This is a genomic window from Pseudomonas tehranensis, assembly GCF_014268615.1.
Lineage (GTDB): Bacteria > Pseudomonadota > Gammaproteobacteria > Pseudomonadales > Pseudomonadaceae > Aquipseudomonas > Aquipseudomonas tehranensis.
Map to the genome: position 1 here is coordinate 1 of NZ_JABWQV010000036.1, position 26,293 is coordinate 26,293.

The 26,293-nt window shown below is 59.7% G+C and carries 24 protein-coding genes; 11 read left to right on the forward strand and 13 right to left on the reverse strand.

The window, feature by feature from the left end:
* Positions 1 to 109: 109 nt before the first annotated feature.
* Complete coding sequence (htpX, locus tag HU811_RS09225) at positions 110 to 997, reverse strand: protease HtpX (RefSeq protein ID WP_047226371.1); 888 nt, start codon at positions 995 to 997, stop codon at positions 110 to 112.
* 299 nt (positions 998 to 1,296) lie between these two features.
* The gene (locus tag HU811_RS09230) at positions 1,297 to 2,508 is read right to left on the reverse strand and encodes a pyridoxal phosphate-dependent aminotransferase (RefSeq protein ID WP_092458947.1); all 1,212 of its coding nucleotides are present in this window, start codon (positions 2,506 to 2,508) and stop codon (positions 1,297 to 1,299) included.
* Between the two features lie 220 nt (positions 2,509 to 2,728).
* Here HU811_RS09230 and msrB point away from each other — a divergent pair, with 220 nt between their 5' ends.
* From msrB to HU811_RS09245, 3 genes are all read left to right on the forward strand, one after another.
* Positions 2,729 to 3,124 carry a peptide-methionine (R)-S-oxide reductase MsrB gene (gene msrB / locus HU811_RS09235; protein ID WP_186655400.1) on the forward strand — a complete coding sequence of 132 codons (396 nt, stop codon included), beginning with the start codon at positions 2,729 to 2,731 and terminating at the stop codon, positions 3,122 to 3,124.
* 183 nt (positions 3,125 to 3,307) lie between these two features.
* Positions 3,308 to 3,793: a glutathione peroxidase gene (locus HU811_RS09240; RefSeq protein ID WP_092401904.1), complete on the forward strand. Its 486-nt coding sequence runs from the start codon at positions 3,308 to 3,310 to the stop codon at positions 3,791 to 3,793.
* Positions 3,790 to 4,251, forward strand: coding sequence for a MarR family winged helix-turn-helix transcriptional regulator (locus tag HU811_RS09245; RefSeq protein ID WP_092401901.1), 462 nt, complete (start codon positions 3,790 to 3,792; stop codon positions 4,249 to 4,251). Before HU811_RS09240 ends, HU811_RS09245 begins: the two co-directional genes overlap by 4 nt.
* Here the strand turns inward: HU811_RS09245 and HU811_RS09250 are convergent.
* Entirely contained in the window at positions 4,235 to 6,556 is a 2,322-nt protein-coding gene (locus HU811_RS09250) for a hybrid sensor histidine kinase/response regulator (protein WP_186655402.1), read from the reverse strand. The two genes, HU811_RS09245 and HU811_RS09250, sit on opposite strands and share 17 nt — an antisense overlap.
* A gap of 163 nt (positions 6,557 to 6,719) precedes the next feature.
* Between HU811_RS09250 and HU811_RS09255 the strand changes: the two genes are divergently transcribed.
* Positions 6,720 to 7,610, forward strand: coding sequence for an ATP-binding protein (locus HU811_RS09255; protein WP_092401895.1), 891 nt, complete (start codon positions 6,720 to 6,722; stop codon positions 7,608 to 7,610).
* Positions 7,607 to 8,089: a GAF domain-containing protein gene (locus HU811_RS09260; RefSeq protein ID WP_186655404.1), complete on the forward strand. Its 483-nt coding sequence runs from the start codon at positions 7,607 to 7,609 to the stop codon at positions 8,087 to 8,089. The genes HU811_RS09255 and HU811_RS09260 overlap by 4 nt, the downstream gene beginning before the upstream one ends.
* A 131-nt stretch (positions 8,090 to 8,220) precedes the next feature.
* Here the strand turns inward: HU811_RS09260 and HU811_RS09265 are convergent, their stop codons facing one another.
* The 7 genes from HU811_RS09265 to HU811_RS09295 all read right to left on the reverse strand — a co-directional run bounded on the left by HU811_RS09265 (position 8,221) and on the right by HU811_RS09295 (position 18,375).
* On the reverse strand, positions 8,221 to 11,169 hold the full coding sequence (locus HU811_RS09265) for an HD domain-containing phosphohydrolase (protein ID WP_186655406.1): 2,949 nt from the start codon (positions 11,167 to 11,169) through the stop codon (positions 8,221 to 8,223).
* A gap of 117 nt (positions 11,170 to 11,286) precedes the next feature.
* Complete coding sequence (locus HU811_RS09270) at positions 11,287 to 14,844, reverse strand: transporter substrate-binding domain-containing protein (RefSeq protein WP_225248411.1); 3,558 nt, start codon at positions 14,842 to 14,844, stop codon at positions 11,287 to 11,289.
* Positions 14,845 to 14,918: 74 nt separating this feature from the next.
* Entirely contained in the window at positions 14,919 to 15,545 is a 627-nt protein-coding gene (locus HU811_RS09275; RefSeq protein ID WP_047226381.1) for a response regulator transcription factor, read from the reverse strand.
* A gap of 378 nt (positions 15,546 to 15,923) precedes the next feature.
* The gene (locus HU811_RS09280; RefSeq protein ID WP_092401883.1) at positions 15,924 to 17,252 is read right to left on the reverse strand and encodes a deoxyguanosinetriphosphate triphosphohydrolase; all 1,329 of its coding nucleotides are present in this window, start codon (positions 17,250 to 17,252) and stop codon (positions 15,924 to 15,926) included.
* A gap of 84 nt (positions 17,253 to 17,336) precedes the next feature.
* Entirely contained in the window at positions 17,337 to 17,672 is a 336-nt protein-coding gene (locus tag HU811_RS09285) for a hypothetical protein (RefSeq protein ID WP_186655409.1), read from the reverse strand.
* Positions 17,669 to 18,058 carry a phage holin family protein gene (locus tag HU811_RS09290; RefSeq protein ID WP_047226384.1) on the reverse strand — a complete coding sequence of 130 codons (390 nt, stop codon included), beginning with the start codon at positions 18,056 to 18,058 and terminating at the stop codon, positions 17,669 to 17,671. Before HU811_RS09290 ends, HU811_RS09285 begins: the two co-directional genes overlap by 4 nt.
* A gap of 2 nt (positions 18,059 to 18,060) precedes the next feature.
* A complete protein-coding gene (locus HU811_RS09295) occupies positions 18,061 to 18,375 on the reverse strand; it encodes an ElaB/YgaM/YqjD family protein (RefSeq protein ID WP_047226385.1) in 315 nt (104 codons plus the stop codon).
* Between the two features lie 330 nt (positions 18,376 to 18,705).
* On the opposite strand from HU811_RS09295, the gene HU811_RS09300 reads away from it, so the two are divergent.
* On the forward strand, positions 18,706 to 19,914 hold the full coding sequence (locus HU811_RS09300) for an ammonium transporter (protein WP_186655410.1): 1,209 nt from the start codon (positions 18,706 to 18,708) through the stop codon (positions 19,912 to 19,914).
* 2 nt (positions 19,915 to 19,916) lie between these two features.
* Here HU811_RS09300 and HU811_RS09305 read toward each other — a convergent pair whose 3' ends face one another.
* On the reverse strand, positions 19,917 to 21,629 hold the full coding sequence (locus HU811_RS09305) for a cation:proton antiporter (protein ID WP_092458963.1): 1,713 nt from the start codon (positions 21,627 to 21,629) through the stop codon (positions 19,917 to 19,919).
* Positions 21,630 to 21,821: 192 nt separating this feature from the next.
* Here HU811_RS09305 and HU811_RS09310 point away from each other — a divergent pair, with 192 nt between their 5' ends.
* The 3 genes from HU811_RS09310 (at position 21,822) to HU811_RS09320 (ending at position 23,435) form a co-directional block, all read left to right on the forward strand.
* The gene (locus tag HU811_RS09310) at positions 21,822 to 22,061 is read left to right on the forward strand and encodes a glutaredoxin family protein (RefSeq protein ID WP_092401874.1); all 240 of its coding nucleotides are present in this window, start codon (positions 21,822 to 21,824) and stop codon (positions 22,059 to 22,061) included.
* A gap of 92 nt (positions 22,062 to 22,153) precedes the next feature.
* A complete protein-coding gene (locus HU811_RS09315; protein WP_047226389.1) occupies positions 22,154 to 22,474 on the forward strand; it encodes a transcriptional regulator in 321 nt (106 codons plus the stop codon).
* Positions 22,475 to 22,544: 70 nt separating this feature from the next.
* Entirely contained in the window at positions 22,545 to 23,435 is an 891-nt protein-coding gene (locus HU811_RS09320) for a pseudouridine synthase (RefSeq protein ID WP_186655412.1), read from the forward strand.
* 78 nt (positions 23,436 to 23,513) lie between these two features.
* Here the strand turns inward: HU811_RS09320 and HU811_RS09325 are convergent, their stop codons facing one another.
* Together HU811_RS09325 and mobA are read right to left on the reverse strand one after the other, a co-directional pair.
* Entirely contained in the window at positions 23,514 to 23,735 is a 222-nt protein-coding gene (locus HU811_RS09325; protein ID WP_047226391.1) for a YgdI/YgdR family lipoprotein, read from the reverse strand.
* A gap of 76 nt (positions 23,736 to 23,811) precedes the next feature.
* Entirely contained in the window at positions 23,812 to 24,414 is a 603-nt protein-coding gene (gene mobA / locus HU811_RS09330; protein ID WP_092458970.1) for a molybdenum cofactor guanylyltransferase MobA, read from the reverse strand.
* Positions 24,415 to 24,492: 78 nt separating this feature from the next.
* On the opposite strand from mobA, the gene moaB reads away from it, so the two are divergent.
* Together moaB and HU811_RS09340 are read left to right on the forward strand one after the other, a co-directional pair.
* On the forward strand, positions 24,493 to 25,032 hold the full coding sequence (gene moaB, locus HU811_RS09335) for a molybdenum cofactor biosynthesis protein B (protein WP_047226393.1): 540 nt from the start codon (positions 24,493 to 24,495) through the stop codon (positions 25,030 to 25,032).
* A 22-nt stretch (positions 25,033 to 25,054) separates the two neighbouring features.
* Positions 25,055 to 26,242 (forward strand): molybdopterin molybdotransferase MoeA, encoded by a 1,188-nt coding sequence (locus tag HU811_RS09340; protein WP_186655417.1) that lies wholly within the window; start codon positions 25,055 to 25,057, stop codon positions 26,240 to 26,242.
* Positions 26,243 to 26,293 lie beyond the last annotated feature (51 nt).

A 26,293-nucleotide genomic window follows, 5' to 3' on the forward strand; every position in this document is an offset into this window, starting at 1 on the left:
ATCCACTGTGGGAGCGAGCCTGCTCGCGATTGGGCCAGACCAGGCAACTCATAAATCAGACAGAAAAAAGCCCGCATCGCTGCGGGCTTTTTCTTGAAGCTTGAACCTGTCAGCCGCGACGACGCAGTGCGTCGATACGCTCTTCCAGTGGCGGGTGGCTCATGAACATGCGAGCCAGGCCTTGCTTGATGCCACCGTTGATGCCAAAGGCATTGAGGGTGTCGGGCATGTGTACGGGCAAGCCTTGCTCGGCCCGCAGGCGTTGCAGGGCGCCGATCATGGCGCTGGTGCCAGCCAGGCGTGCGCCGGCATCATCTGCGCGGAACTCACGTTTGCGCGAGAACCACATGACGATGGCGCTGGCGAGGATGCCCAATACCAGCTCGGCGAAAATGGTCGCGACGTAGTAGGCGATGCCCTGGCCTTCTTCATTCTTGAAGATCACCTTGTCGACGAAGTTGCCGATGATGCGGGCAAAGAACATGACGAAGGTGTTCACGACGCCCTGGATCAGCGCCAGCGTCACCATGTCGCCGTTGGCGACGTGACCGATCTCATGGGCCAGCACAGCCTTGACTTCATCCGGTGAAAAGCGCTCGAGCAAGCCCTGGCTGACGGCGACCAGCGCATCGTTCTTGTTCCAGCCGGTGGCGAAGGCGTTGGCCTCGTAGGCTGGGAAGATGCCCACTTCCGGCATCTTGATGCCGGCTTCGCGGGACAGCTGCTCGACGGTTTGCAGCAGCCATTGTTCGTGGCGAGTGCGCGGCTGAGTGATGATCTGGGTGCTGGTGCTCATCTTCGCCATCCACTTGGAGATGAACAGCGAGAACAGGGAACCGGCGAAACCGAACACCGCACAGAAGATCAGCAGCTGACTGAGGTTGAGGTCAACCCCGTTGGCCGCCATGAACCCGTTGAAGCCAAAAAGGCTCAGGGTGATGCTGGCAATCAGCACGACCGCCAGGTTAGTGGCCAAAAACAGCAGGATGCGCATCATGGTTGTGGAAATCTCCTCATGCTAAAGATGTAGCGTTATGCGGGGTATATAAGGTGCCGCCGCAGGCTATTCAACATGCCGACTATTTCAAACTGTGTCCTACAGGCGTCGCAAATGTTTGAAAGACTTTTCTGAAAGTGACCGCAGAAAAGAAAAGGAGCGCCCGTACCCCGTGAACGTTGAGTCTCGCTGCGCACCGTTTGCCGCGCCTTCAGTGTAGAAGGCCTGCCGAAGCGGGCGAAACGGATGTGTTGCTGAATCAAACAGCGTGCGAGTCGACCCCTCGCACGCCACCTGGATTACTGGCGGTAGGACTTGAGGAAGTTGCCGATCCGGCCAATGGCCTGGTCCAGGTCGTCGACCCGCGGCAGGGTCACGACGCGGAAGTGATCCGGCCATGGCCAATTGAACGCCGTGCCCTGGACCACCAGCAGTTTTTCGGACAGCAGGAGGTCGAGTACGAATTTTTCATCGTTATGGATCGGGCAGACCTTCGGGTCGATCCGCGGAAAGGCGTACAGCGCACCCATTGGCTTGACGCAACTGACACCGGGAATGTCATTGAGCAATTCCCAGGTACGGTTGCGTTGCTCCAGCAACCGGCCCTGGGGCAGGACCAGGTCATTGATGCTCTGGTAGCCGCCCAGCGCAGTCTGGATCGCGTGCTGGCTCGGCACGTTGGCGCACAGGCGCATATTGGCCAGCATGTCGATGCCCTCGATGTAGCTTTGGGCGTGATGCTTGGGGCCGGAGATGGCGATCCAGCCGGAGCGGAAACCCGCCACCCGATAGGATTTGGACAGGCCGTTGAAGGTCAGGCACAGCAGGTCCGGCGCCAGTGAGGCGGTGCAGATGTGCACGGCATCGTCGTACAGGATCTTGTCGTAGATCTCGTCGGAAAACACCACCAGGTTATGCTGGCGAGCCAGTTCCAGCATGCCCAGCAGGACCTCCCTGGAGTACACCGCGCCAGTGGGGTTGTTCGGGTTGATGATCACCAGTGCTTTGGTGTTCGGGGTGATCTTGGCCTTGATGTCCGCCAGATCGGGGAACCAATTGGCCTGTTCATCGCACAGGTAATGCACCGGATTGCCGCCCGACAGGCTCACGGCGGCGGTCCACAATGGGTAGTCCGGGGCCGGCACCAGCACCTCATCGCCGTTGTTGAGCAAGGCTTGCATCGACATCACGATCAGTTCGGACACGCCGTTGCCCAGGTAGATGTCTTCGATGCCGACACCTTCGACCTGTTTCTGCTGGTAGTACTGCATTACGGCTTTACGGGCGCTGAACAAGCCCTTGGAGTCGCTGTAGCCCTGGGCAGTCGGCAGGTTGCGGATAACGTCCTGGAGGATTTCATCGGGCGCTTCGAAACCAAAGGGCGCCGGGTTGCCGATGTTCAGCTTGAGGATGCGATGGCCTTCCTCTTCCAGGCGCTTGGCGTGCTTGAGCACCGGGCCGCGAATGTCGTAGCAGACGTTGGCGAGCTTGTTCGATTTGCTGACCTGCATGGCGATGTGTTCCCGAAAATGAACGATCCAGGCGGCGAGTGAACTACCGTACTGGGGATCCTGCGTCTGTGCCCAGGCTTGACGCGGTACATGCGTGACAATCCGTTTGAATGCGCATGGCGTGACTGCCAGACTGGCGCCTGACGAGGCGCAATCATACGTGCCGCCCGATCTGCGGAAAAGCGTCGGATCGGGCTTTTTCAATTGCCGAGGTAGGACGATGGAAAAGTTGCAGAAAACCCTTGAAGAATGGCGCGCCATGCTTGACCCGGAGCAGTACAACGTCTGTCGGCTGAAGGGCACCGAACGGCCATTTTCCGGTAAGTACAACGACACCAAGACTGACGGCGTATACCACTGCGTCTGCTGCAACGAGCCGCTGTTCGATTCGCGGACCAAGTTCGATTCCGGCTGCGGTTGGCCAAGTTTCTACGCGCCGATCGAAGGCAGCGCGGTAGTGGAAGTGCGCGATGTCAGCCACGGCATGATCCGCACTGAAGTGGTCTGCGCCCAGTGTGACGCGCATCTGGGCCACGTCTTCCCTGACGGCCCGCCACCCACCGGCTTGCGTTATTGCATCAATTCGGTGTGCCTGGATCTCGTACCCCGAGGGTGACTCTGTGGGAGCAAAGCTTGCTCGCGAAACAGGCACCTCGATCTCTGAAAGACCGTGTCGCCCTCATCGCGGGCAAGCCTTGCTCCCACGGTGTGTGATGGGGGTATTTTTGATTATTAAATTGCATGCAATTTAATTGATCGCTATCTTCTGTGTCCTCTTCTTCCCATCTGGAGCCTTGCCATGAGCGACAACCTGCTGAGCATCCCGTGCACCACGATCAAGGGGGAGCAAAAGACCCTCGCCGATTTCGCCGGCAAGGCTGTGCTGGTGGTCAATACCGCCAGTCAGTGTGGCTTCACTCCTCAGTACAAGGGGCTTGAGGCGCTGTGGCAGACCTACAAGGACCAGGGCCTGGTGGTGCTGGGCTTTCCCTGCAATCAGTTTGGCAAGCAGGAACCGGGCAACGAGGGGGCGATTTCCGAGTTCTGTGAGCTGAACTTCGGTGTGAGTTTTCCGCTGTTCAAGAAAATCGAGGTCAACGGCGCCAATGCCCATCCGCTGTTTGTCCAGCTCAAGCAGCGGGCGCCCGGCGTACTGGGGTCCAAGGGCATCAAGTGGAATTTCACCAAGTTCCTGATCGGCAAGGACGGGCAGGTGGTCAAGCGTTTTGCCCCGACCACCAAACCCCAGGACCTGACCGCTGAGATCGAAGCCTTACTCAAATGAATGATCTGTCAGTCGATGCGCTGAAACTCGACAGCCAGTTGTGCTTCAAACTGTACGCCGCTTCGCGGGCGGTCATTCGCGGCTACAAGCCCATGCTCGATCAGCTCGGCCTGACTTATCCGCAGTACCTGGCGATGCTGGTGCTGTGGGAGTGGCAGGAAGATGCGCCGGAACAACCCACGGTCAAGGCTCTGGGCGAGCGGCTACTGCTGGATTCGGGCACGCTGACGCCGTTGCTCAAGCGCCTGGAACAACTGAGCCTGGTGCAGCGACAGCGTTCGGCCCGCGATGAGCGGGAGGTGCATCTGAGTCTTACGCAAACAGGCTGGGAATTGCGTGAGCAGGTCGGTCCACTCAAGGCCCGCCTGTTATGCGACAGCGGGCTTGACCTGGACCGCCTGGGGGCGTTGCGAGACGGTCTTGATCATCTATTGGGGCAGATCAAAGCGCTGACGTAAGCGGCACCCACTGGTCCAGCAACGCCGCCAGCTCTTCGCGCCGAAACGGCTTGGACAGGTAGTCGTTCATGCCGGCGGCCCGGCATCGCTCACGTTCCTCAGGCATGGCGTTGGCTGTCAGTGCGACAATCGGCAGATCCGGCCAGCGCCCGCTGCGACGGATCTGGCGACTGGCTTCGTAACCGTCCATGACCGGCATGTTGCAATCCATCAGGACCAAATTGAAATCCCTCTGTTCGAGCAGGTCCAGGGCTTCGGCGCCATGGGCCGCGACGATGACTTCGCAGCCCAGCTTTACCAGCATGCCCTTGGCCACCAGTTGGTTGACCGGATTGTCTTCCACCAGCAAGACCCGCCCGCGTTTGGACGGCGCCAGGGTTTCGATCTGAGCATCATTGATGGTGGTGGCGTCGCTTTGCAAAGCGCGACGCAGGATCTGATAGAGGGCATGGCGCGCCAGGGGCCGGGCCTGCTGTAACAAAGGGGCAAGGACGGTGGCTTCTTCACTGGGCAGAAAACTGCCATATGCGGTGACCAGCAGGATGGGCGCGTCGAAAGTGGGACGCATATTGAACAGGCATTCCGGGCAGTCAGTAATCAGGACATCAGGCTTGAGGCCCAGCAATCCGTCATCCACTGAACGTCTTTCATAGTCCAGCCCCCAGCCGGGCAGTAGCATGTTGAGCAATTCGGCCAGGCCGCTGCTGCGATCGGTGATGGCCACGACATTGCCGTGCAAGGGCTCGACGGGCATCGCGGCGGTATGGCAGGGCAGGGGCAGGTCAGCGCAGAACTGACTGCCGAAGCCGGCTTCGGAGGTGATCGTCAACTGGCCTTGCATGGCTTCACAGAGGTTGTAGGTCAGCGCCAGGCCCAGCCCGGTGCCACCGAACTGGCGGGTAATGCCAACACCGGCCTGGGTGAACGGCTGGAGAATGCGCGCCTGGGCTTCCTGGGGGATGCCGATGCCGGTGTCACAGATCTCGATTCGCACGCCGTCTTTATGTGGACTCAAACGTACGTCGACCCGGCCGAAGCGAGTGAATTTCAGCGCATTGGACAGCAGGTTGCTGACGATCTGGCGCACCCGGGTCGGGTCACCCAGGACCTGTGCTGGAAACGCCGGATCGATCAGGCAGGCCAGTTCGACACTGGGAGCGGCGTTCTGGGAAAGCAGGTTGGCGGTGTCTTCGACCAGCGAGCCAAGGTCGAACGGGATGCGTTCGAGTTCCAGTTGACCGGCGTCGAATTTCGACAGATCAAGGATGTCGTTGAGCAGTTCAACCAGCACCTTGCCCGAGTCATGGGCGATCGATAGCTGTTGCTGTTGTTCGGCCGTCAGGGGCCCATCCAGTGACAGCGCGATCATTCCCAGCAGACCGTTGAGCGGCGTGCGGATCTCATGGCTCATGTTGGCCAGAAAGACGGAGCGGGCTTCGGCCATATCCAGGGCGGTGCGCCGGGCCACTTCCAACTCCTCGTTGGACTGGCTGAGGCGGGCATTGATGGCTTTGAGTTCGGCGGTACGGGCCGAGACAATGTTTTCCAACTGCGCCAGGTAATCGGTGAGGCGATTTTCGGCGGTGCGCCGTTGCTGAATCTCGGTGGCGATATTTTCGAACTGCTGGTTGGCCACCGAGACCAGTACACCGATCTCGTCCTGCTGGTGGCCGGAGGGGCATTCCAGACGACTCTGCTCGCCGCTACTGGGGTCGCGGCTGCTCAGTTCGCGGATGACCCGGACCAGGGGCTTGGTCAGCATCACATAAAACAACGCCAGCAGCAGACCGGTCAGGATCAGGCTGCGGGCGAAACCGTTGAGCAGCGTCACTTCGGCGCGGCGCAGGAACCGGCTGCCGAAAGCATAGGTGTCAACCTCCAGCCGCAGCACGCCCAGGGACTCGGCCGGCAGGTGGTCCAGATAGAGGCGATCTTCGAACTGGCGCTGGGCACCGAAGAGAAAGTCGCTGATGAACCGGTAACTGCTCTGCAGTTCGGGGCGTTTGACGCTGGCCAGCACGGTGTTGTTGTTATCGATCAGTTGGGCGCCGATGATGGCCGGTGAGCGCAACAGGCCCAAGGACAGCTCCTGGGCGAGTTCGGCATCGATGTTATAGGCGATGCGCGATGCCGGGTTGTGGCTGATTTCCAGCAGTGACAGGATTTCACGGTTGATCGACGCGTCTTCGCTGGCATAATCGATGCCGATCTGCATCAGGCTGAGCAAAGTACCCAGCACGAAACCCACCAGAACGGTCAGCCGGGCCTGCTTGTAGGACAGCCGTTGGGTGAATCTGATGTCCATGGAATGATGAACCACTTACGTTTCCCTTCGCCGCTCAAGCATAGCTGATCATCTCTGAATACCGATGCAGCCGGTTTATGTTGTGTGGGATAGACCCGCCATTGGGTACGGCGTTTCGTCGCTGTTGCGCCATCATCACTGTGAACCTGTCCGAGGAGAAGACGTGGACTCTCGATTGAATGCTTTTCTTGAGCGTGCCGATGCGGTGCTGGCTCGCATAGAGCCCTTGCTGCCCGCTCCACGGCCGACTATCGACTGGACCCGGACGCTGGCGGCCCGTTGGCAGCGCGACGGGCGCAGTGGTTACCTGCTGCCGCTTGAAGTCAGCCTCGACATGCGTCTGTCGGACCTGATTGGCGTGGATCGTCAGGTTGAACAGCTGGGTCGCAACACCCAGCAGTTCATCGATGGCCTGCCGGCCAACCATGCGTTGCTGTGGGGCTCGCGTGGCACTGGCAAGTCGTCTCTGGTGCGCGCGTTGCTGGCCGAACATGCCCAGCATGGCTTGCGGTTGATCGAGATCGAGCGCGATCACCTGGCCGATCTGCCGCGGGTGGTCGAACAAATCGCAAAACTGCCACAGCGCTTTGTGCTGTTCTGCGATGACCTGTCGTTCGAATCCGGGGAGGGCGATTACCGCGTTCTTAAAAGCGTGTTGGACGGGTCTCTGGAACAGGCACCGGATAACGTGCTGTTGTACGCCACCTCTAACCGCCGTCACCTGGTGCCGGAAAAGGAAAGCGACAACGAGAACTGGAAGCGGGTCGATGGCGAGCTTCACCCCAGCGAGGCCGTGGAGGACAAGATTGCATTGTCTGACCGTTTCGGGTTGTGGCTGTCGTTTTATCCGTTTACCCAGGAGCATTTCCTCAACGTGGTGGAGCACTGGATCGGCGAGCTGGCGGCCAAGGCCGGGCTGGCCTGGCAGCGTGATGAAGCGCTGGATGTGCAGGCAGTGCGTTGGGCCACCGGGCGCGGCAACCGCAACGGACGTTGCGCTTATCAGTTTGCCCGATATTGGGTGGGCCTCAAACTTCTGGAGAGTAAGGCATGATCGATTTGAAAGGCACGGGCGAAGGTCTCGACGGCTACGGCTTGTTAGCGGCACAGCTTGAGTCCTTGTTGGCCGATGAGCGTGACTTCATCGCCAATGCCGCGCAGTTTTCGGCCTTTCTGTTCAGTCAGCTGGACGACTTGAACTGGGCAGGCTTTTACCTCAATCGCAACGAAGAACTGGTGCTGGGCCCATTCCAGGGGCAGATCGCCTGCGTGCGAATTCCCTTTGGCCGTGGTGTGTGCGGGACAGCGGCGGCCACCCGCCAGACCCAGCGTGTCGAAGACGTCCATGCCTTTGCCGGGCATATCGCCTGCGACAGCGCGTCGAACAGCGAACTGGTGGTGCCGCTGATCAAGGGCGGGCGCCTGATCGGCGTGCTCGACCTGGACAGTCCGAAACTGGCACGTTTTACTGAGCATGATCGGGCCGGTATTGAACAACTGACCGAGATTTTCCTGCGCCTGACAGACTGCTGAGCTGCTTTCTGCAGGAGCTGGCGAAGGCTCGGGCCGCGTTCGGACGATCTTTTGATCTTTCGCGTGAGATTCAAACGTCAGCAGAAAGATCGCAGCCTCGCTTGGCTCGGCAGCTCCTACAGGGATAGCTTTCATGCTTTGAGCCCCGCTTTGGCCAGCAGGCTGTCCGGGTCGACTTCATCGATCTGGCGCGGATCGAGAAACTGGTTGGCGTAGCTCAGGTAGATCTTTTCATCGATGAACAGCCCGAACAGCTCTGGATCGATGTGGGCGTCACGGCACATGGTGGCCATGATGCCCAGGGCTTCACTCAGTTTCTTGGCCTTCTTGTAAGGGCGATCGGCAGCCGTCAGCGCTTCGAATATGTCCGCAATCGCCATCATGCGCGCAGACAGGCTCATCTCCTCGCGTTTGAGTCGCTTGGGATATCCCGTGCCATCCATCCTCTCGTGATGCCCGCCGGCGATCTCCGCCACGTTGTCCAAATGGCTGGGGAAGGGTAACTGGCTGAGCATCAGGATTGTTTGCACCATGTGATGATTGATGACGTAACGCTCTTCTCGCGTCAGCGTGCCCCGTTTGATGCTGAGGTTGTACAGTTCGCCGCGGTTGTATTTCCAGGGCGGTACATCGAGCTGGAAACCCCATGGGTTGTCCGCCGGGATCAGCTCGGCTTCGAGCCGCTCCAGCAAGTGTTCGGGCTTGTCCGCCAGCAACCGTTCAGTCACTGGAAGCGTAGGCTTGGGGGTACGTGCCTGGCGGCGGTTCTCTTCCCAGGAAACCCCCAGGCGGTCATCCAGGGTCCGGGTCCAGGGGCGTTGGGCGATATCTTGCAAGCGTTGTAGGTCGGCGTCGGCCATGGCCTCTGAGCCGAGGTTGCAGCGGGCGACGAAGGCAAAGTCGTCATCGAGGCGGGCCAGTGTGGCGTCGCGTCGCTGGGCCAAGGATGACGGCTCGCCACCCGTTGCCAGGGCCTGCCAGTAATCGACCCAGGCGTCGCGCTTGAGCACCTCGAAGCGCGTGCGGATCTCGTGGATCCGGTCGTTCAGGGTTTCCAGTTTGGTGGCTTTGTCGACCACGTATTCGGGTGTGGTGACCTTGCCGCAATCGTGCAGCCAGGCGGCGATGTGCAGCGCTTCCCACTCATCCTCCGTGGGTTGGTAGGCCTGGAATGCCGACGCCTGGCTGGCAGCGGCGGCCTGGGCGAGCATCAGCGTCAGGGCTGGAACCCGTTGGCAATGACCGCCGGTGTAAGGACTCTTGGCATCGATCGCCCCGGCCAGCAGTTGAATGAACGAATCGAGCAGTTGTTTTTGCCGGGCTTGCAGGCGCTGGCCTTCGATGCTCACGGTGGCGGCGCCGGACACGGCCTGCAGGAAAGCGATACGGTCCGGCTGCAGTTTTTCCAGGTCGGCTTCAGTACCGCTGTCGGTGATCAGCAGCACCAGAACCCCGACGGTTTCCTGGTGGCGATTGCGCAGGCGGATGCCGATCAGATGAACCCGAGGGGCGTCCAGTGCCAGCAAGACACTCTTGAGGTCGGCGGCCTGCTCGAAGCCCAGCGAGGTGACGAGGTTGTCCGCGGCGTCCAGTTGCTGCAGCCATGGCGGGCTGTCCGGTGCCTTGAGCGCATGGCCTTGCAACTCGAAGGCTGCAAGGTCCCGAGGCGTTCCATCGATGACCAGCCCGTAGGGCCTGACCCGATCGTCATCGTTCTCGCGCAGGTAAATCAGGCCGGCCTGGGCCTGAGCGATTTTCACCGTCTCGAACAACACCCGCTCCAGCAATGGGGCAAAGCGGGTTTCAGCGCGCAGACTGGCGGTGATTTCGAAGAAGCTTGCCAGGGTCTCTTTCATTCGCGCCATCGAAACGCCCAACTGATCGACCTCCAGCACCGGGGAGCGACGAGACACCGGGTAGTTGAAATCGAAGCTGCGAATGGCGTCGGCCTCCTGCACCAGTGCGCGCAGGGGCTTGACCAGGATCCTGGAGGTCAACCAGCCCAGGGGCAGGCACAGGAGCAGGGTGGCCAGGGTAATCAGCGCGCCTTGCCAGCGCATGCGATAGGCATCGGCCAGCAACTCATCTTCAGGGACCAACAACGCCAGTTCCAGGCCCTGCGGTCCGCCTTCCTGCATGTGGCTGCGCGAAACGATCCATTGGCGTCCACCTGCCTCCAGGCGTGGGGTGTCGGTGTTGTCGTCGAGTGCGGCGGCGATCGCCGGGCTGAGGTCGCGTGCCTTGATCAGGCGTGCCGACTGGGTGTCGGTGATCAGCCGCTGACTGTCGGGGTAGGCGACTGTATTGCCCTGGGGGTCGAGCAGCACAATTTCGGTGCCGGCGGTCACCCTGTGCTTGGCCAGGGTCTGGGACAGAGACGCCAGGGTCAGGTCGGCAGCGATGACCGCCTGTGCGCCACTGCGCCGGGCGAGGGTGGTGCCCAGGTTTTGGGTGGAGAAGAAGACGTAGGGTTCGGTGGTGATTTGCTCGGCGCTTGCCAGCGCGCTGCGAAACCAGCCTCGATTGCGCGGATCGTAGGATTCGTCGGCAATGTCCTGGTGGCCAATGAGCGTCAGGTTCTGGTCGTAGAACAGCGACTGGGCACGAACCTGGCCGGGGGTAGCTGTCCGATCCACGGTCCAGACCTGGTAGGCTGCATTGGCCGGCGCGTTAAGCGCGGTCTTCAGGGTTTCGGTGCGCAAGGGGCGGACCATCAGGAAGTCGCCATTGCTGTCGCCCAGGTACAGCGACGCCAGGTTCGGGTTGTCCCGCAGCGCCTGGCTGAAGGGCGCGAGCAGGGCCAGGCGCTGAGCTATCCTGGATTCATGTGTCGCCGGGTAATCGGCCAGCAGGCCCAACAGGTGGCGGATGGGTTCATAGGTGTCATACAAATCCAGGCGTACGTCCTGCTCGATGCGGTTGAACAGTTTTTCACTGCTGGACAGGATGATTTGCGTTGTCTGGTGATAGTTGAAAAGGCCTAGCACCGCACCGGTCAGCAGCATGAGCAGCGTAAACATCACGCTGATGTGCACGTGCAAGGGGAACCGGCGTTGTTGCGGACGCGGTGCGCTGGGCATTGCAGTCACTCCAAGTATTGGTGGGCGTTCCCAACTCATTCCCTGCCGCGCCGGGGGATGCCAATTGAGAACGCCCCTGGTGCGCACTGCTGAGCGATCAGCATAGTAAACGCTGGATTATTTTGCCTTGGCGATCTCTGTTTCCAGGGCGCGCTCCAGTTCGGTCATGGCCTGGTCGAGCGCCTCGGTACATTCGCCAATGGGGTGCGCACCTTGTGCCTGGCGGCAGGCGTGTTCCAGCGCCTCACATCTTTGTATCAACGAGGTCGCCTGCACTATTCGGGCGACGCCTTTTATTTTGTGTGCGGCCTCGGTCAGTGCCTGTCGGTCCCCACTGCGGGCAATATCGAGCAACTCCCGGCGGTCCGAGCGATTGCTGCTGAGCAGCTCTTCCAACAGGCGCCGGATGGATAAGGGGTTGCCACCGGTCAAGGCCTGCAGGCTTTGCACATTGAAAGCCTTGGGCTGGCTGGTGGATCTGACCGTTTTCATCCATTGGCTCAGGGCGCTCAGGCTGATCGGTTTGAACAGGCAGTCGTCCATTCCGGCGTCCTGGCAGCGTTGTTTCTCCTCCGGTTGTGCGTTGGCGGTAAACCCCAGGATGGTGCAGCGCGGCAGTTCGCGTTCGCACTCATGGCGACGAATCGAACTGGCCAGTTCGTAGCCACTCATGATGGGCATGTTGCAATCGGCGATGACCAGGTCGAAATCCCCTTCATGCCAGGCTTTGAGCCCTTGTGCGCCATCATGGGCGACCTGATGGTGATGACCCAGGTACTCCAGTTGTTGCGACATCAACAAGCGATTGGCCGGATGGTCATCCACGATCAGAACGCTCAAGGCCGCCGTGGCCGTTTCAACGACGGGCTCCGGGGGTACGCAAACAGTGGAGGTCGGCAGGGTAGTCAGTTGCAGTGAAATCTGGACCCGGGTACCGATGCCCGGCTCGCTGCTCATGTGCAGGCTGCCGCCCATCATCTGGCACAGGTTGCGACTGATCACCAGGCCAAGTCCTGCGCCCGTTCGCGCCATCCGGCCGGTATTGTCGACCTGGGAAAACGGCTCGAACAGACGTTGCAGGTCTGCCGCACTGATGCCGATGCCGCTGTCGCTGACCTCCAGTTGCATGTGCAGGGTGCCATCCGGGGCGACCGGGGACAGTTGGACCTTGATTTGAACCTGACCCTGTTCGGTAAATTTGAGGGCATTGCTGATCAGGTTCGAGAGCACCTGTTTGAATCGCAAGGGGTCTATCAGGACGTCCGGGTTGCCTTCGGCCGGGTCGAACAGCAGCGACAATGCCAGGTTCTTCTGTCGGGCAACGCCTTCGAAAACCCGTATGACCGATTGCAGCAAGGCCCTGAGATTGACCCGCTCGGGCGCCAGGCTCAGGTGACCTGATTCGATCCGTGCAATGTCCAGGATATCGCCGATCAGCTCGAGCATGCCGGAAGCCGATTCGTACGCCACTTCTATTGTCGAGCGGTCCAGATGGCCCTTGTCGGCATGTTTTAAAGCCAGCTCCAGCATGCCGATCACCGCGTTCATGGGGGTGCGGATCTCATGGCTCATGGTCGCCAGGAACGTGCTTTTGGCGCGGTTCGCATCATCGGCCCGCTCTTTGGCGGCGCGCAGTTCATCGAACAGTTGGCGTCGTTCGCTGATGTCGATCCAGCCGCCGATGATGCCCTGTACTTCTGCGTTGGAATTTCGGTAGGGGAGAATCCAGTGATAGATGGTCAGTTTGTCAGCCCCGATATGCAACGGGCGATCCATCACCAGCGGAGTGCCTTCGGCCATGACCCGCTGATAGTCCGCCTGGTACTCCTGCGCTTCGAAAGCATTGCTCATGGGCCCAGGCATGACGTTCTTGCCGATAACCTCTTCGCGTTTCACGTTGAACGTCTGCAAGTAACTGTCATTGCAACTTTGCAGGAAACCGTTGCGATCTCTGACGTAGATCGGGTGAGGGGTGCCGTTGAGTAGCGAGTGCATGAACTCAAGCTGGTCATTGAGGGCCAGCTCCGCCCGTTGACGTTGCCTGATCTGGCGCTGCATGTAGGCATTCCATGCCAGTGACAGCAGCAGCAACAGGCCGACGCCGGCGACGATCTGGAAAAACAGGCGGTTATAGGTGCGCCACGCATGTTCCGATGCTGACACGTAACCTCGCCAACGATTATTGATCACGCCCAGTTCGTCTGGGTCGATGCTGGTGAGGGCTTTGTCGAGAATGGAGTTCAGCTCCACGGCGTCTTTGGCAGTGGCCAACGAGAACATGGCCTGGCGAGTTCCTACGGTACTGCTGATTTGCAAGGTGTCTCGCAACGAGTGCGACGAGATCAAGTAGTTGGCCATGACCAGAGAGTTCACGCTGCCGTCGATCTGGCCCTTGGCGAGCATTTCCACGGCATGGAGAGGGTCGTCGGTTTCGATGATCTTGATGTCTGGGTACTGGCTGTGCAGCCATTCAATGACCGGATTGCCTTGAGTGATGGCCAGGCTTCGGTCCCCGAACTGGTCGAGGGTTGCCGGGGTGTCGGCTTGCTTGCGGGTCAGCAGGACGAATGAGCTGTCGACGTAGGGGCGGCTGAACTTCAATTGTTGTTGCCGCTCGCTGCTCGGTAATAGCGCTGCAATCATGTCGGCCTGACCGTTCAGGACCGCGGCAATCATTTCGCTGTCATTCTGAGTGCGCTGGATCTCCAGGCGGATGCCGGTGCGCAACCGGATCAGCTCCAGCAGGTCGGCACTGATGCCACGAAAATCACCATCGGCGTCGAAAAAAGTGAAGGGCGACGCGGTTTCGTTTACCGCGACTCGCACCACCGGGTGCCGTGCCAGCCAGCGTTGCTCCCGGGCAGTCAGTTGTATCTTGTGTTCCGTGAGATACAAGTCGCTGCCAGCGCTCCAGCGCTTGGAAATGGCCGCTTGCTCGGTGATGGAAATCTGGTTCAGCGTGGCATTGATGGCCTCCAGCAGCCGGGTATCGAGACTTCGAACCGCGAAACCGAATCCATAGGACTCATGCTTGCCGAAGCTGGCCATGCGGATGTTGCTCAGGTAACCCTTGCTGATCATGTAGTGGGTGGAAATGGTATCGCCGAGAAAGACATCCGCCTGGCCAAAAGCGACGGCGTTTATGGCGTTCTGGTAGGAGGGGTAGGTGCTGATGATTGCCTTGGGGTAAAGCTTTTCGATTTCCCGCAGCGGCAGGTAGTGATAAACCATGCTCAGCCGCAATCCCTGGAGATCTTCGGTCAGGGAACGGCTTTCATTCGTCCGGGTGACGAGAACGGGCTGGTCCACTGCATAAGGGGTCGATAGCACAATGCCGGGGGTGCGAGCTTCGAAACCATTGGCGGTACCCAGCATGTCGATTTTTCCATTCTTGAGGGCAGCAATGGCCTCGTCCCGGGTCGCGAAACGCAAAACCCGCATTGGCAGACCGATCGCCCTGGCGATGACGCCGGCGTAGTCGGCGGTCATGCCCTCGTAGTCTTGCCCGCTGGTGGACAGATCGAAGGGCGGATAATCAGGGGCAGAGGTTCCCAGTACCAATTCCTGCCGGTCCTGTAACAGGCTACGGTAACCGTCATCCAGCAGCACCTCGACATGAGCCGCCGTCGAACGACCCAAAAGCGTGTAGTGCTCGGGCATGCCCGGCGTCGCCATGAGGCCGTGCGCATATAACCCCGCGCTTAATAGCAGGAGGTATCTACTTATGCATTTGAGCATCCGGTCTTTTCTCACACCAGCGCGTTGCGCTTCGCCATTTCAATCAGTTCTACCAGGGACTTGACCTTGAGTTTTTGCATCAATCTTTTTTTGTAAGTGCTGACGGTCTTATTACTGAGAAACATACCTTTGGCTATTTCCTTATTGGTACGGCCCTGAGCAAAAAGTTGCAGCACCATCAACTCTCGGTCATTGACGCTCTTGAAAAGATCCAGCTCTATGCTGCGAGGATCGTCCTGGCGGACCGGGTTCAGTGCCTGGCTGGGGAAATAGTTATAACCGGACAACACGGCCTTGATTGCGCTGACCAGCTCGCTGAGGTCTTCCTGTTTACAAACGTATCCAGAGGCACCGGATTGCATGCACCGGATACCGAAAAGCGTTGGGGATTGAGCGGTGAGCACCAATGTTTTAAGGGGTGTGGTCATGGCGTTGAACCGTGAGAGAATTTCCAGCCCGTCAAGCCTGGGGATGCTGATGTCCAGAATGACCAGGTCCGGCATGCATTCGCGCACCATTTGCATCGCATCCACACCGTTGTCAGTTTCCCCTACGACCTTATAGCCCTCATGCTCCAGGAGCATGCGAACGGCGAGGCGGATGACCGGGTGGTCGTCGACAATGAAAACGGAGTTCATGAATAAAGTCCCTACGAGCTTAATAAAGCGCGCACCTTAGCCCAGTTAATGCCGGGGTCGTATGAGGAGACAGGCATACATATTCAATTTCAGAAGTTTCCTACAAAAAAAGAGGCGGGGTACTACGGTGTGATTGGGTTTTTAGTAGGTGAATGAACTAGGAAGGGGAATTATTGCCCGTTTGGGAGGGGAGATTTCTTTCGGTATGTTGTTTATATAAACAAATAGAGCAAGGGTTTTATTCAGTATTAATGGCAGGTCATCCGACTTTTCAGAAGCGAGTGCGACGCTCCATTGCCGTTTACCCCGCCCCGTGGGGCGGGCCTGTCAAACCTCAACTGCTGCGCCTTCACATCCAGGCTCGCCACCGACGCCCTCTCATTGGCGAGTACGGCCCGTCATCTCCTGAGCCATTTCGCTGGCGTAGCTGTCAGTCATCCCGGCGATAAAATCGATCATCCGCAAGAATGCACCATGTAACGAACCGTTCGGATCGGGCGCGTTGTTACCCAGCAGATCGAGAATTCGCCGATTCTTGAACGAAGGCGTGCGACCGCCATGTTGCTCTAGGGCGGCGCCGCAAAACCCGTTGAGCAGGATTTCCAGCGTGGTGTAGGCGCCGATCTCATGCAGGGTCTTGCGCTTGTCCTGGAAGATTTTCTTGCGCGCCATGTCCTTGGCATTCAATACGCAACGTTTGGCTGGGCCATGCATGTGTTCCACCAGGTCCCCTGGCAGCGTACCGGCCAGCAACGCTTGCTGCTGCTCGACGAAAGCCCTGGCGGCGGCGTTGGTCAGATGTTCGATGGCCTTGCCTCGCAGGATCGCCAGTTTGCGCCTTCGCGAGTCCAGTGGTCCAAGTTGACGGTAAGTGTCCGGGAGATCGTCGCCCACCAGGTCCAGAAGTAGCGACTCCACTTGCGGGTATTCCAGCAGCTCCATTTCCACGCCGTCTTCCAGGTCGATCAGCGCGTAGCAGATGTCATCGGCGGCTTCCATCAGGTAAACCAGAGGATGCCGTGCCCAGCGCTGGTCTTCGAGCTGAGGCAGGCCGAGCTTGTGGGCGATCTGTTCCAGCAACGGCAGTTCGCTCTGATAGCAACCGAACTTGTGCTTTTTGTAGCCCAAGGAGTCCGCGTGACGGGCGGTCCAGGGGTATTTGAGGTAAGTGCCGAGGGTGGCATAGGTCAACCGCGTACCACCGTCGAACTGGTGATATTCAAGCTGGGTGAGCACCCGGAACCCCTGGGCGTTGCCTTCGAAATTGAGAAAGTCGTTGCGCTCGGCCTCGGTCATGGCGTCGAGCCAACCGCGGCCGGCGGCCTGCTGGAACCAATAGCGGATGGCGTCTTCACCGGAATGACCGAATGGCGGGTTGCCGATGTCATGGGCCAGGCAGGCCGATTGCACCACCATGCCCAGGTCACTTGGCTCGCACCAGTCAGGCAGGGCGCTGCGGATGGTTTCCCCCACGCGCATGCCCAGCGATCGCCCCACGCAACTGACTTCCAGCGAATGGGTCAGGCGTGTGTGGATGTGGTCGTTGCTGGAGACCGGATGCACCTGGGTCTTGCGTCCGAGGCGCCGGAACGCGCCGGAAAAAATGATGCGGTCATGGTCTTTGTGGAACGGGCTGCGGCCCAACTCTTCCGGGCTGTGCAGCGTTTTTCCGAGGCGCTCGCGAGTCAGCAGGGTGTGCCAATCCAAGGCTGGTTGCTCCGTTTGATAAGGTCGATGTCCTAGCTTCGCGGTTCGCGGGGCACCTCGCAAGGCCTATAGGCTATCGCTACGTCAGGGTTTGCGCACACTTTTGGCCAGCTTGATGAGCGGCAGCAGGGTCGTTGCCAGCCGGATCAGTCCCGCCAGGCTGCTGGTGCGGCCGCTGCGGGTCCGTTTGCCGGTGAGAAAACCGAGCAAGGACACCGCCGCCACGCCCCAGAGCGGCGCGTGCTTGATGCCGAAGCCCTCGTGCCAACTCTGTGTGAAACCGCGCACCCGTTGCAGAGGTTGCAGCAGTTGGCGGGTTTCCTGGCGGATTTCCTGTCGGTGCATTTCCATGCGCAGACGTACCAACGCCTTGCGCATTTCCTGTCGTGTCCGGGCTTGAGGAATATCAGGCAGACTCATGGCAACAGGCGCTCCCGGTCGTTGGCCAATTCTTCCAGAGTGGCATGGAAGGGTGAGGACTCATCATAGATCGCTGCCTTGAGTCGCAGACCGCAGAACAGGGCGGCCAGCAGATAAAACAGACACAGGCCAATAATTCCCGCCAGACGATAGGTATCCCATACCAGGATCAGTACCAGCGCCGACAGCCCGACCAGCAGCAACAGCGCAAACACCAGCGCCAGCCCTGCGAACAACAACAGGCTGACTGTGCGTGCCTTCTGTTCCTGCAATTCGATGCCGAACAATTCGACATGGCTGTGCAGTAATCCGAGAAACGCTGCGCCCAGGCGGCGTGCTGTAGGTTGTGTGCCCGCTTCGGACGAGCCGGATTCGTCAATGCCCATCATTAGCGCCGTGTCGCCAGCAGGCCGATCAGAAAGCCCACGCCCGCGGCGATGCCGACGGATTGCCAAGGATTGGCCTGAACATATTCCTCGGTGGCGATCACCGCCGCCTGGCCGCGCTCACGCACTGAGTCTTCGGTCAACTTCAGGGTCTCGCGGGCGCGCAGGAGGGTTTCATGGATCTGACTGCGCAGTTCATCGGCCTGGTCGCCAGCCAGTGTCGCGGTGTGATCCAACAGCCGTTCGGTGTCGCTGACCAGCGTCTGAAAATCTTCCATCAGGATTTCTTGAGCAGTCTTTGCCTGGGTTCTGGCCATGGGGGAATCTCCGTAAGTGACGTCTGAAGCGTTCGAGTATGAGCCATACCGGAAGGTTCAGTGAAACTGACTGGTACAACTTTTGCTCAGGGTTTTGCCATGTACTGGTGCGACCCCCTGCGCCTGTGCGCTGAAGCTGGGCGTCAGCCCGTAAAACCTTAACCCAGAAAATCAGAATCCGCGAAGCACTCCCAGCGGAACACCGCCTTGTCGGTTTTTGTGCACTCATTCGGTTCATCGATTCTTCGAGGCGATGTTTCGACTTGGTGCGCGGGCAGGGCGAATGAACTGGTTTGGTGCTTTTCTCAACTTTTCAGGTCTGCCAACACCATGGAAAATATTCAAAGCGCTGTGGGCACTCTGGTCCACAGCTCCAACACGCTGTTCATTTTGCTCGGTGCGGTCATGGTTCTGGCGATGCACGCCGGTTTCGCCTTCCTTGAAGTGGGGACCGTCCGCCAGAAGAATCAGGTCAATGCTCTGTCGAAAATCCTCAGTGATTTCGCCGTCTCCACTCTGGCCTATTTCTTCGTGGGCTACTGGGTTTCCTACGGCGTGACCTTCCTGCAACCTGCTGCGGTGCTCAACGTCGATCACGGTTACAGCCTGGTGAAGTTTTTCTTCCTGTTGACATTCGCCGCCGCGATCCCAGCGATCATTTCCGGCGGTATTGCCGAGCGTGCCCGATTTGCGCCTCAGTTGTGTGCCACGGTGTTGATCGTCGCGTTTGTGTATCCATTCTTCGAAGGCGTGGTCTGGAACGGCAATTTCGGCCTGCAGGCTTCGTTGCAGGCCCAGTTCGGCGCTGGCTTCCATGATTTTGCCGGCTCGGTGGTCGTGCATGCCATGGGCGGATGGCTGGCGCTGGCGGCCGTGCTCTTGCTGGGGCCGCGTAACGGCCGTTACCGGGACGGTCGCCTGGTGGCGTTCGCGCCATCGAGTATTCCTTTCCTGGCCTTGGGGTCGTGGATCCTGATTGTCGGCTGGTTCGGCTTCAACGTGATGAGCGCCCAGACGCTGCCGGCGGTGAGCGGGCTGGTGGCGATCAATTCATTGATGGCCATGGTCGGCGGGACTGTGGCGGCGTTGGTCGTCGGACGCAATGACCCCGGCTTTCTGCACAACGGTCCGTTGGCCGGGCTGGTAGCGATCTGTGCCGGTTCGGACCTGATGCACCCGATCGGCGCACTCGTGACCGGAGCGATCGCCGGTGCCTTGTTTGTCTGGTTTTTCACCGCCGCCCAGGGCAAATGGAAGATCGACGATGTGCTCGGTGTCTGGCCGCTCCACGGGTTGTGTGGGGTCTGGGGCGGCATTGCTTGCGGCATCTTCGGTCAGAGTGCTCTGGGCGGCCTGGGCGGGGTCAGTTTGATCAGCCAGCTGATCGGCACCACGCTGGGCGTTGTCGTTGCCCTGTGCGGCGGGTTCGCGGTCTATGGTGCGATCAAGGCTGTGGTGGGACTGCGGCTGACTCAGGAGCAGGAGTATTACGGCGCCGACCTTTCGATCCACAAGATTGGCGCGGTCAGTCAGGACTGATCCTAAGGCTCTTTGTCCTGATTCCCAGGATAAAAGCCGTGTAGCAAGCGATAGCGGTCGTGGCGGACCTGATCCACATGCTGCTGGACCTGCTGGTTCGGCAGCCCGAGCATGATCAGGGCGTGGGAGGCCAGCATCAGGCTTGACTCCAGCAGCTCGGGGACCACTTCGCTGGCCCCGGCAGCCTGCAACTCCGCCAATTGGCTGTCATCGCGGGTGCGTACCAGAATCGGCACCTGCGGATTGAGCCGGCGGGCTTCCTTGAGCACGCTGATGGCGATGTCGGTTTTGTCCACGGCGATCACCAACAGTTTGGCGCGACTCAGCCCGACGGCGGTCAGGAGGTCACCCCGGCGTGAATCTCCATAGTGCACGCAGCTTTCCCCGACGCTGGCTTCCTGAATGATGACCGGATCGTCGTCCAGGGCCACGAAGGCCTGGTGTTCCCTGCGCAGAAACCTCCCGATTGACTGGCCGACACGGCCATACCCGCAAATGACCACATGCCCCGACAAATCGGCATTGAGTGCGCTTATCTGGTCCAGCTGTGCCTCTTCGTTGGGTTTGCGGTGCAGGCGGGCAGCAATGCGCGGCGCGGCACGCAGCAGCAGTGGCGTCAGCAGCATCGAGCAGAAGGTCGCTGCCAGTAGCAGGCCGCTGATGTCGGCGGGCATGAGGCGGTTCTGCTGCATCAGTGCCATCAGGGCAAAACAGAATTCGCCGCCCTGGGCCAGGGCCAGACCACTGCGCCAGGAGGTTTCGCCGTCGTCCCCTTGCCACTTCACCAGCACTGCGACCACACAGCCTTTGAGAAGCATCAATCCCAGGGTCAACCCGAGGATCAGCAAGCCGTCCTCCACAAACAACTGCAGATCGATCAGCATGCCGATGCTGACGAAAAACAGCCCCAGCAGAATGTCGCGGAACGGCCGTATGTCGGCCTCGATCTGATGTCGGTAGTGGCTTTCCCCTAACAACATGCCCGCCAGAAACGCCCCAAGCGCCGGTGACAGACCCAGCAGATGGGTCAGCCACGCTGTCAGCAATACGATCACCAGGGCCAGCAGCACGAACAGCTCTGCGGAGCGGGATTCGGCCACTTCATGGAACAGCCGTGGCAGCAGCAGACGACTGGCCAGCAGTAAACCGCCGAACAGCACCAGGGTCTTGCCCAGGGTCAGGGGCAACGCCCAGTACCATGGTTGCTCGCTGCTGCCGGCGAACACGGGGACGAGGGTCAACAGCAACACCGCGACGACATCCTGAAACAGCAGCACACCGATTGCGTTCTGGCCATGGCTGCTGAATATTTCCCCCAGGCTGGTCAGCTCCTTGCTGACAATCGCGGTGGATGACAAGGCCAGCCCGGCGCCGAGCAGCATGGCCGCGACAGGTGGGGCGCCGAAGAGCAGCAGCAGGCTGCCCAGCAGTATCCCTGAGCACAGCACCTGCAGGCTGCCAAGGCCGAACACGACCCTGCGCAGTTCGATCATCTTCGCCAGGGAGAACTCCAGCCCCAGCGAGAACAACAGGAAAACCACCCCGAGCTCGGCCAGGTCTGGCAGTTCTTCGCTGTCGTTCACCCAGTCCAGGGCGGTGGGGCCGACTGCCAACCCGACACACAGATAACCCAGTACCGGTGGCAGGCGCAGGCGCCTGAACAGGGCGATGACCACCAGGGACGAGGCAAGAATGATCAGCAGATTGGCAAACAAGGGGTACTCCGATTCAAGGTTTGCGCCACACAGCGTAGAAGGAAAAAAAGCGCCGGGCAGTGCCGGAAAAGTATTGGCGCTCAAAGATTTGCATCAGCGTTTTACCGAAGCACCGGGCATCATATTACCCGGCTCGACGGTTTCGCGGAGGGGGCCTAGAATGACCATCTCTTTTTTGTGGGTCTACCTGCCATGCCTCCTGAATGCCAGTTGTTCGGCACCCTGGGTTGTCATCTTTGTGAAGTTGCCGAAGGTGTGTTGATGTCTTTCGTCGAGCATGGATTGTTGGTGGAACTGGTGGATATCGCCGAGAGCGAGGACTTGTCCGAACGTTATGGGCTGCGAATCCCGGTCCTGCGCCGGATCGATACTGGCGCGGAACTGGATTGGCCTTTCGACGATGCTGATAAGGTGGCCGCTTTCCTGAGTTGAACCCTGCCATACGTCGATTCCAGGCACTGTCATTGGCGAAAATTTCCTTCTTCGGTTACTGTATGTCCATACAGCTATCTGGAGTGCGTCCCTTGGTCAATGTCGAACAACTGAAAAACAGCGTGAACAGGATGTCCGTGGACGTTGTGCGCGAGGCGGTCCAGGAGTTGCGCCTGGACGGGCTGGTCACCGAAGGCAAGACGCCCTTCAACAAACTGCATTTCAACACCTGCTTCGCCGAGATCGAAGCATTGTTCCAGCGTGCCGGCTACCACAAGCAACTGGATGTGGTGGGTTACCAGGGCTTGTTGTATGCGTTGTACGATCCGGGTCGCTGGGAGGCGGTGGAAGTGCTGCGCTGGTTGAAAGAGTTCACCGAAGCGGCAGCAAAGACGACGTCGATCCCGGCGTGAAGCAATCATTGCTGGGCTGACTTGCGCGGCTGACGGATAATGCCACCCTGCCAGAAGATTAGAGTTTCCAATGTCCCGGTCATCGTTTTGCGCCGCTCACCATCAGGCCAGCACCTTGTATCTTCCGCCCGGCTCCTGGCAGACGGTGCTGGAGTGCCTGTGCGAGCATTTCAGCACCATCAGTCGCGAGCAGTGGCTGGACCGGATCATCCGGGGCCGGGTATTGGACGGAGAGGGCAAGGCCATTGCCGCCGACCTGCCATATCGGGAAGGCCTGCGCATCCACTACTTTCGTGAGGTGCCTGACGAGAAGCCGATCCCGGTCGTGGAATCGATTCTGTATGCCGACGAACATCTGGTGGTAGCGGACAAGCCGCATTTTCTGCCTGTCACGCCAGCCGGCGAGTATGTCGAGCAGACGCTGTTGCGACGTCTGATCCGACGTCTGGACAATCCCCATCTGGTGCCCTTGCACCGTATCGACCGGCATACGGCCGGGCTGGTGTTGTTTTCAGCCAACCCACAGACCCGTTCGGCTTATCAGTCGCTGTTTCCAACGCGCAAAATCGAGAAGCGCTACCAGGCCATAGCCCCTGCGTTACCTCAGATGACCTTCCCTCGGGTGCATAAGAGCCGAATGATCGATGGCGAGCCGTTCTTCCGGATGCAGGAAGGGCCGGGCGCGCCCAATACCGAAACGGCCATCGAAGTCCTGGAAAAAAACGGTGAGTTGTGGCGCTACGGTCTGTCTCCGGTCACGGGCAAGAAGCACCAGTTGCGAGTGCATATGAATGCCCTCGGGGCGGCTATCTGTAACGATCCGTTCTACCCGGACGTGCTGCGGGACGTGGAGGACGATTACGCCAACCCGCTCAAGCTGCTGGCCCAGGGGTTGAGTTTCGTCGATCCTGTCACTGGCCAGGAACGTGTATTTCAAAGTGATATCAGTTTGCAGTGGTAATCGGGCTGACTTTCGAACAGGCATCAAAAAGCCCGCAAATATCGCGGGCTTTTCTGTATCTGGCTGTGGCGTTAAAAATTACAGGTCTTTAACGGTACGAACCTGATCCTTGTTCACGCGAGTCTCTTTACCGTCCAGTTGCTCGAATTCGTAGAAGCCGGTGTCTTCATCGTACTCGGGGGTGTCGACGGCCTGGATTTCGCGACCGTCATTCAAGGTAATCACTGTTGGCGATGCGCACCCGGCGAGAGTGGCGAGGCCCAGTGCGAGCATGAAAGTGGCGAGGGTCCGTTGAGTCATGGTGTTTCTCCGAAATAGGATTCTTCAAGTTACTGACCTTCAGACGTATACATCGCGCGCAAGTTCCTGGCTAGTGTCAATCTGACACACCTTTGTGGCCGCCGAGCAGTTCCGGCGTGTTCAGATTTGCCAGGCGGATATCGTTGGCAGGGCATTGCAGTGCAACCGCATGCAGCGCCCGCATGATGCGCCCCGGGCTGCGTTCGCCTTCGCTCCAGGCCTGTTCGAAGGCCGGGGCCAGAGCTACAGGAATGACGCACAGCAGCGGTTCCCAGTGTTCACCGTGACGTACCATCAGGGGTTTGTCGGGATGCAGGCTTGCCTCGCTGAGCATGCTGTCAAGCAGGCTGGAGTCGATTTTCGGTACATCGCACGGCAGCACCAACAGAGACGGGTATCGTGCCACCTTGAGGCCTGCCCGGATGCCTGCCAATGGGCCGGGGAAGCCCCCTTCATCGTCATGCACCAATTGATCGGCATACAGCGCATAGCGTTCCGGGTTGCGGTTGCAGGAGATAATCAGGTCGTCGCTCAGTGCTCGGGTCCGTCTATGCAGATGGGCGATCAATGGTTCGCCCTGCCACTCCACCAGGCCTTTGTCCTGCCCGCCCATGCGTTGTCCGCGCCCACCCGCCAGCAGCAGGATGGAGCATGATGGCGAGGAAGTGTTCGAGGTCATGGCGTATCTCCGCACAGGCGAAAAAATGAAGCGCTGTGATATAACACCGGGCTGTTTCCTCTACAACTGGACGAGCCTATGAAAGCCAAGGCTGATGTACCTTTCGTGCCGCTCAATATCGCGGTGCTGACAGTCAGTGATACTCGCACCCTCGAAACCGATACATCCGGGCAGGTCTTTGTCGATCGACTCACGGCGGCCGGTCACAACCTGGCGGCGCGGGTTCTGCTCAAAGATGATTTGTACAAGATCCGCGCGCAAGTCGCGAACTGGATCGCCGAGGACGTGGTGCAAGTGGTGCTGATTACGGGCGGCACCGGTTTCACGGGGCGCGATAGCACTCCGGAAGCCGTCGCGTGCCTGCTGGACAAGCAGGTCGACGGCTTCGGTGAATTGTTTCGCCAAATATCGGTGGCGGACATAGGCACTTCCACCGTCCAGTCTCGGGCGCTGGCAGGTCTGGCCAATGGCACGCTGGTTTGTTGCCTGCCTGGCTCAACCAACGCGGTGCGCACTGGCTGGGACGGGATACTGGCCGAGCAACTGGATGCGCGGCATCGTCCATGTAACTTCGTGGCCCATCTGAAACAGGCAGCGCCTTGTGAATCCCGTGGGTAAACCGGGCAAGGCCGGTGCCTTGATGGCCGTGGAGGTGGCGTTGGAGCGTTTGCTCGAGATGGCGGCGGCTACGCCGATTGTCCAGCGTGAACGTTTGCCTTTGGCCACGGCGCAAGGCCGGGTGCTTGCAGAAGATGTGGTATCGACCCTTGATTTGCCGCCATGGCCCAACAGCGCCATGGACGGCTATGCCTTGCGGCTGGCTGACTGCACAGGTGAGCCGCTGGTGGTCAGTCAGCGAATTTTTGCCGGTCAGGCCCCGGAGCCGCTGGCCGCAGGAACCTGTGCACGGATCTTCACCGGAGCGCCTGTCCCTGCCGGCGCTGACTGCGTCGAGATGCAGGAAAACACCGTGGTTGAAGATGACCTGCGCATACGCTTTACCGAGCCCATGGTGAGCGGGCAAAACATCCGCCCCCAGGGGCAGGAGACAACTGTCGGAGAAACGGTTCTCTCCTGCGGTACTCGCCTGGGGCCGATCGAACTGGGGCTGGCGGCATCTCTTGGCTGCGCGTCGTTGGAGGTGGTGCGCAAGGTGCGTGTTGCAGTGCTCTCCACCGGCGACGAACTGGTAGAGCCAGGCCAGGCGCTGGGCCCTGGCCAGATCTATAACAGCAATCGCGTACTGCTCTGTGGCTGGTTACAGCAACTGGGTTGTGAGGTGGTCGACGCAGGTATTCTGCCCGACGACTTGCCCGCCACCCGCCAGCGTCTGGGGCAGTTGTCGGATGTCGATCTGATCCTGTCCACTGGCGGCGTATCGGTGGGGGAGGCTGACTTCCTGGGGGCCGCCTTGCGCGAAGAGGGTGAACTCGCGCTCTGGAAGCTTGCCATCAAACCCGGGAAACCGCTGACGTTCGGGCATTTTCGTGGTGTGCCCGTGATAGGCCTGCCCGGAAACCCTGCCTCGACATTGGTGACATTCGCCCTGTTGGCCCGCCCTTACTTGTTACGCCGTCAGGGTGTTCAGGCGGTAACCCCGCTCAAGTTCAAGGTGCCAGCCGGCTTCGATTGGCCGAAGGCAGGTGGTCGACGAGAATACTTGCGAGGTCGCATCGAGAACGGTCGGGCGATCATCTACCGCAATCAAAGCTCAGGTGTGTTGCGCAGCGCGGCCTGGGCTGAAGGACTGGTTGAAGTGCTTGAGGGGAGAACCCTGGTCGAAGGCGACGAAGTGGGTTTTATTCCCTTGAGCGAGGTCCTGGGCTAGCGCTGCAGCAGTGGAGGTATCTGCCCGAGTCGAGTGCTCGGGCTTTTCATG

Bases quoted from the DNA above. Each gene is read 5' to 3' on its own strand.
- HU811_RS09295 (WP_047226385.1), bottom strand. From the start codon at position 18,375: ATGGCCAGAACCCAGGCAAAGACTGCTCAAGAAATCCTGATGGAAGAT.
- msrB (WP_186655400.1), top strand. From the start codon at position 2,729: ATGGAAAAGTTGCAGAAAACCCTTGAAGAATGGCGCGCCATGCTTGAC.
- HU811_RS09265 (WP_186655406.1), bottom strand. From the start codon at position 11,169: ATGCCCAGCGCACCGCGTCCGCAACAACGCCGGTTCCCCTTGCACGTG.
- HU811_RS09300 (WP_186655410.1), top strand. From the start codon at position 18,706: ATGGAAAATATTCAAAGCGCTGTGGGCACTCTGGTCCACAGCTCCAAC.
- HU811_RS09285 (WP_186655409.1), bottom strand. From the start codon at position 17,672: ATGAGTCTGCCTGATATTCCTCAAGCCCGGACACGACAGGAAATGCGC.
- mobA (WP_092458970.1), bottom strand. From the start codon at position 24,414: ATGACCTCGAACACTTCCTCGCCATCATGCTCCATCCTGCTGCTGGCG.
- HU811_RS09240 (WP_092401904.1), top strand. From the start codon at position 3,308: ATGAGCGACAACCTGCTGAGCATCCCGTGCACCACGATCAAGGGGGAG.
- HU811_RS09275 (WP_047226381.1), bottom strand. From the start codon at position 15,545: ATGAACTCCGTTTTCATTGTCGACGACCACCCGGTCATCCGCCTCGCC.
- HU811_RS09325 (WP_047226391.1), bottom strand. From the start codon at position 23,735: ATGACTCAACGGACCCTCGCCACTTTCATGCTCGCACTGGGCCTCGCC.
- HU811_RS09310 (WP_092401874.1), top strand. From the start codon at position 21,822: ATGCCTCCTGAATGCCAGTTGTTCGGCACCCTGGGTTGTCATCTTTGT.
- HU811_RS09230 (WP_092458947.1), bottom strand. From the start codon at position 2,508: ATGCAGGTCAGCAAATCGAACAAGCTCGCCAACGTCTGCTACGACATT.
- HU811_RS09270 (WP_225248411.1), bottom strand. From the start codon at position 14,844: ATGGCGACGCCGGGCATGCCCGAGCACTACACGCTTTTGGGTCGTTCG.
- HU811_RS09290 (WP_047226384.1), bottom strand. From the start codon at position 18,058: ATGGGCATTGACGAATCCGGCTCGTCCGAAGCGGGCACACAACCTACA.
- htpX (WP_047226371.1), bottom strand. From the start codon at position 997: ATGATGCGCATCCTGCTGTTTTTGGCCACTAACCTGGCGGTCGTGCTG.
- HU811_RS09340 (WP_186655417.1), top strand. From the start codon at position 25,055: ATGGCCGTGGAGGTGGCGTTGGAGCGTTTGCTCGAGATGGCGGCGGCT.
- HU811_RS09250 (WP_186655402.1), bottom strand. From the start codon at position 6,556: ATGGACATCAGATTCACCCAACGGCTGTCCTACAAGCAGGCCCGGCTG.
- moaB (WP_047226393.1), top strand. From the start codon at position 24,493: ATGAAAGCCAAGGCTGATGTACCTTTCGTGCCGCTCAATATCGCGGTG.
- HU811_RS09245 (WP_092401901.1), top strand. From the start codon at position 3,790: ATGAATGATCTGTCAGTCGATGCGCTGAAACTCGACAGCCAGTTGTGC.
- HU811_RS09260 (WP_186655404.1), top strand. From the start codon at position 7,607: ATGATCGATTTGAAAGGCACGGGCGAAGGTCTCGACGGCTACGGCTTG.
- HU811_RS09320 (WP_186655412.1), top strand. From the start codon at position 22,545: ATGTCCCGGTCATCGTTTTGCGCCGCTCACCATCAGGCCAGCACCTTG.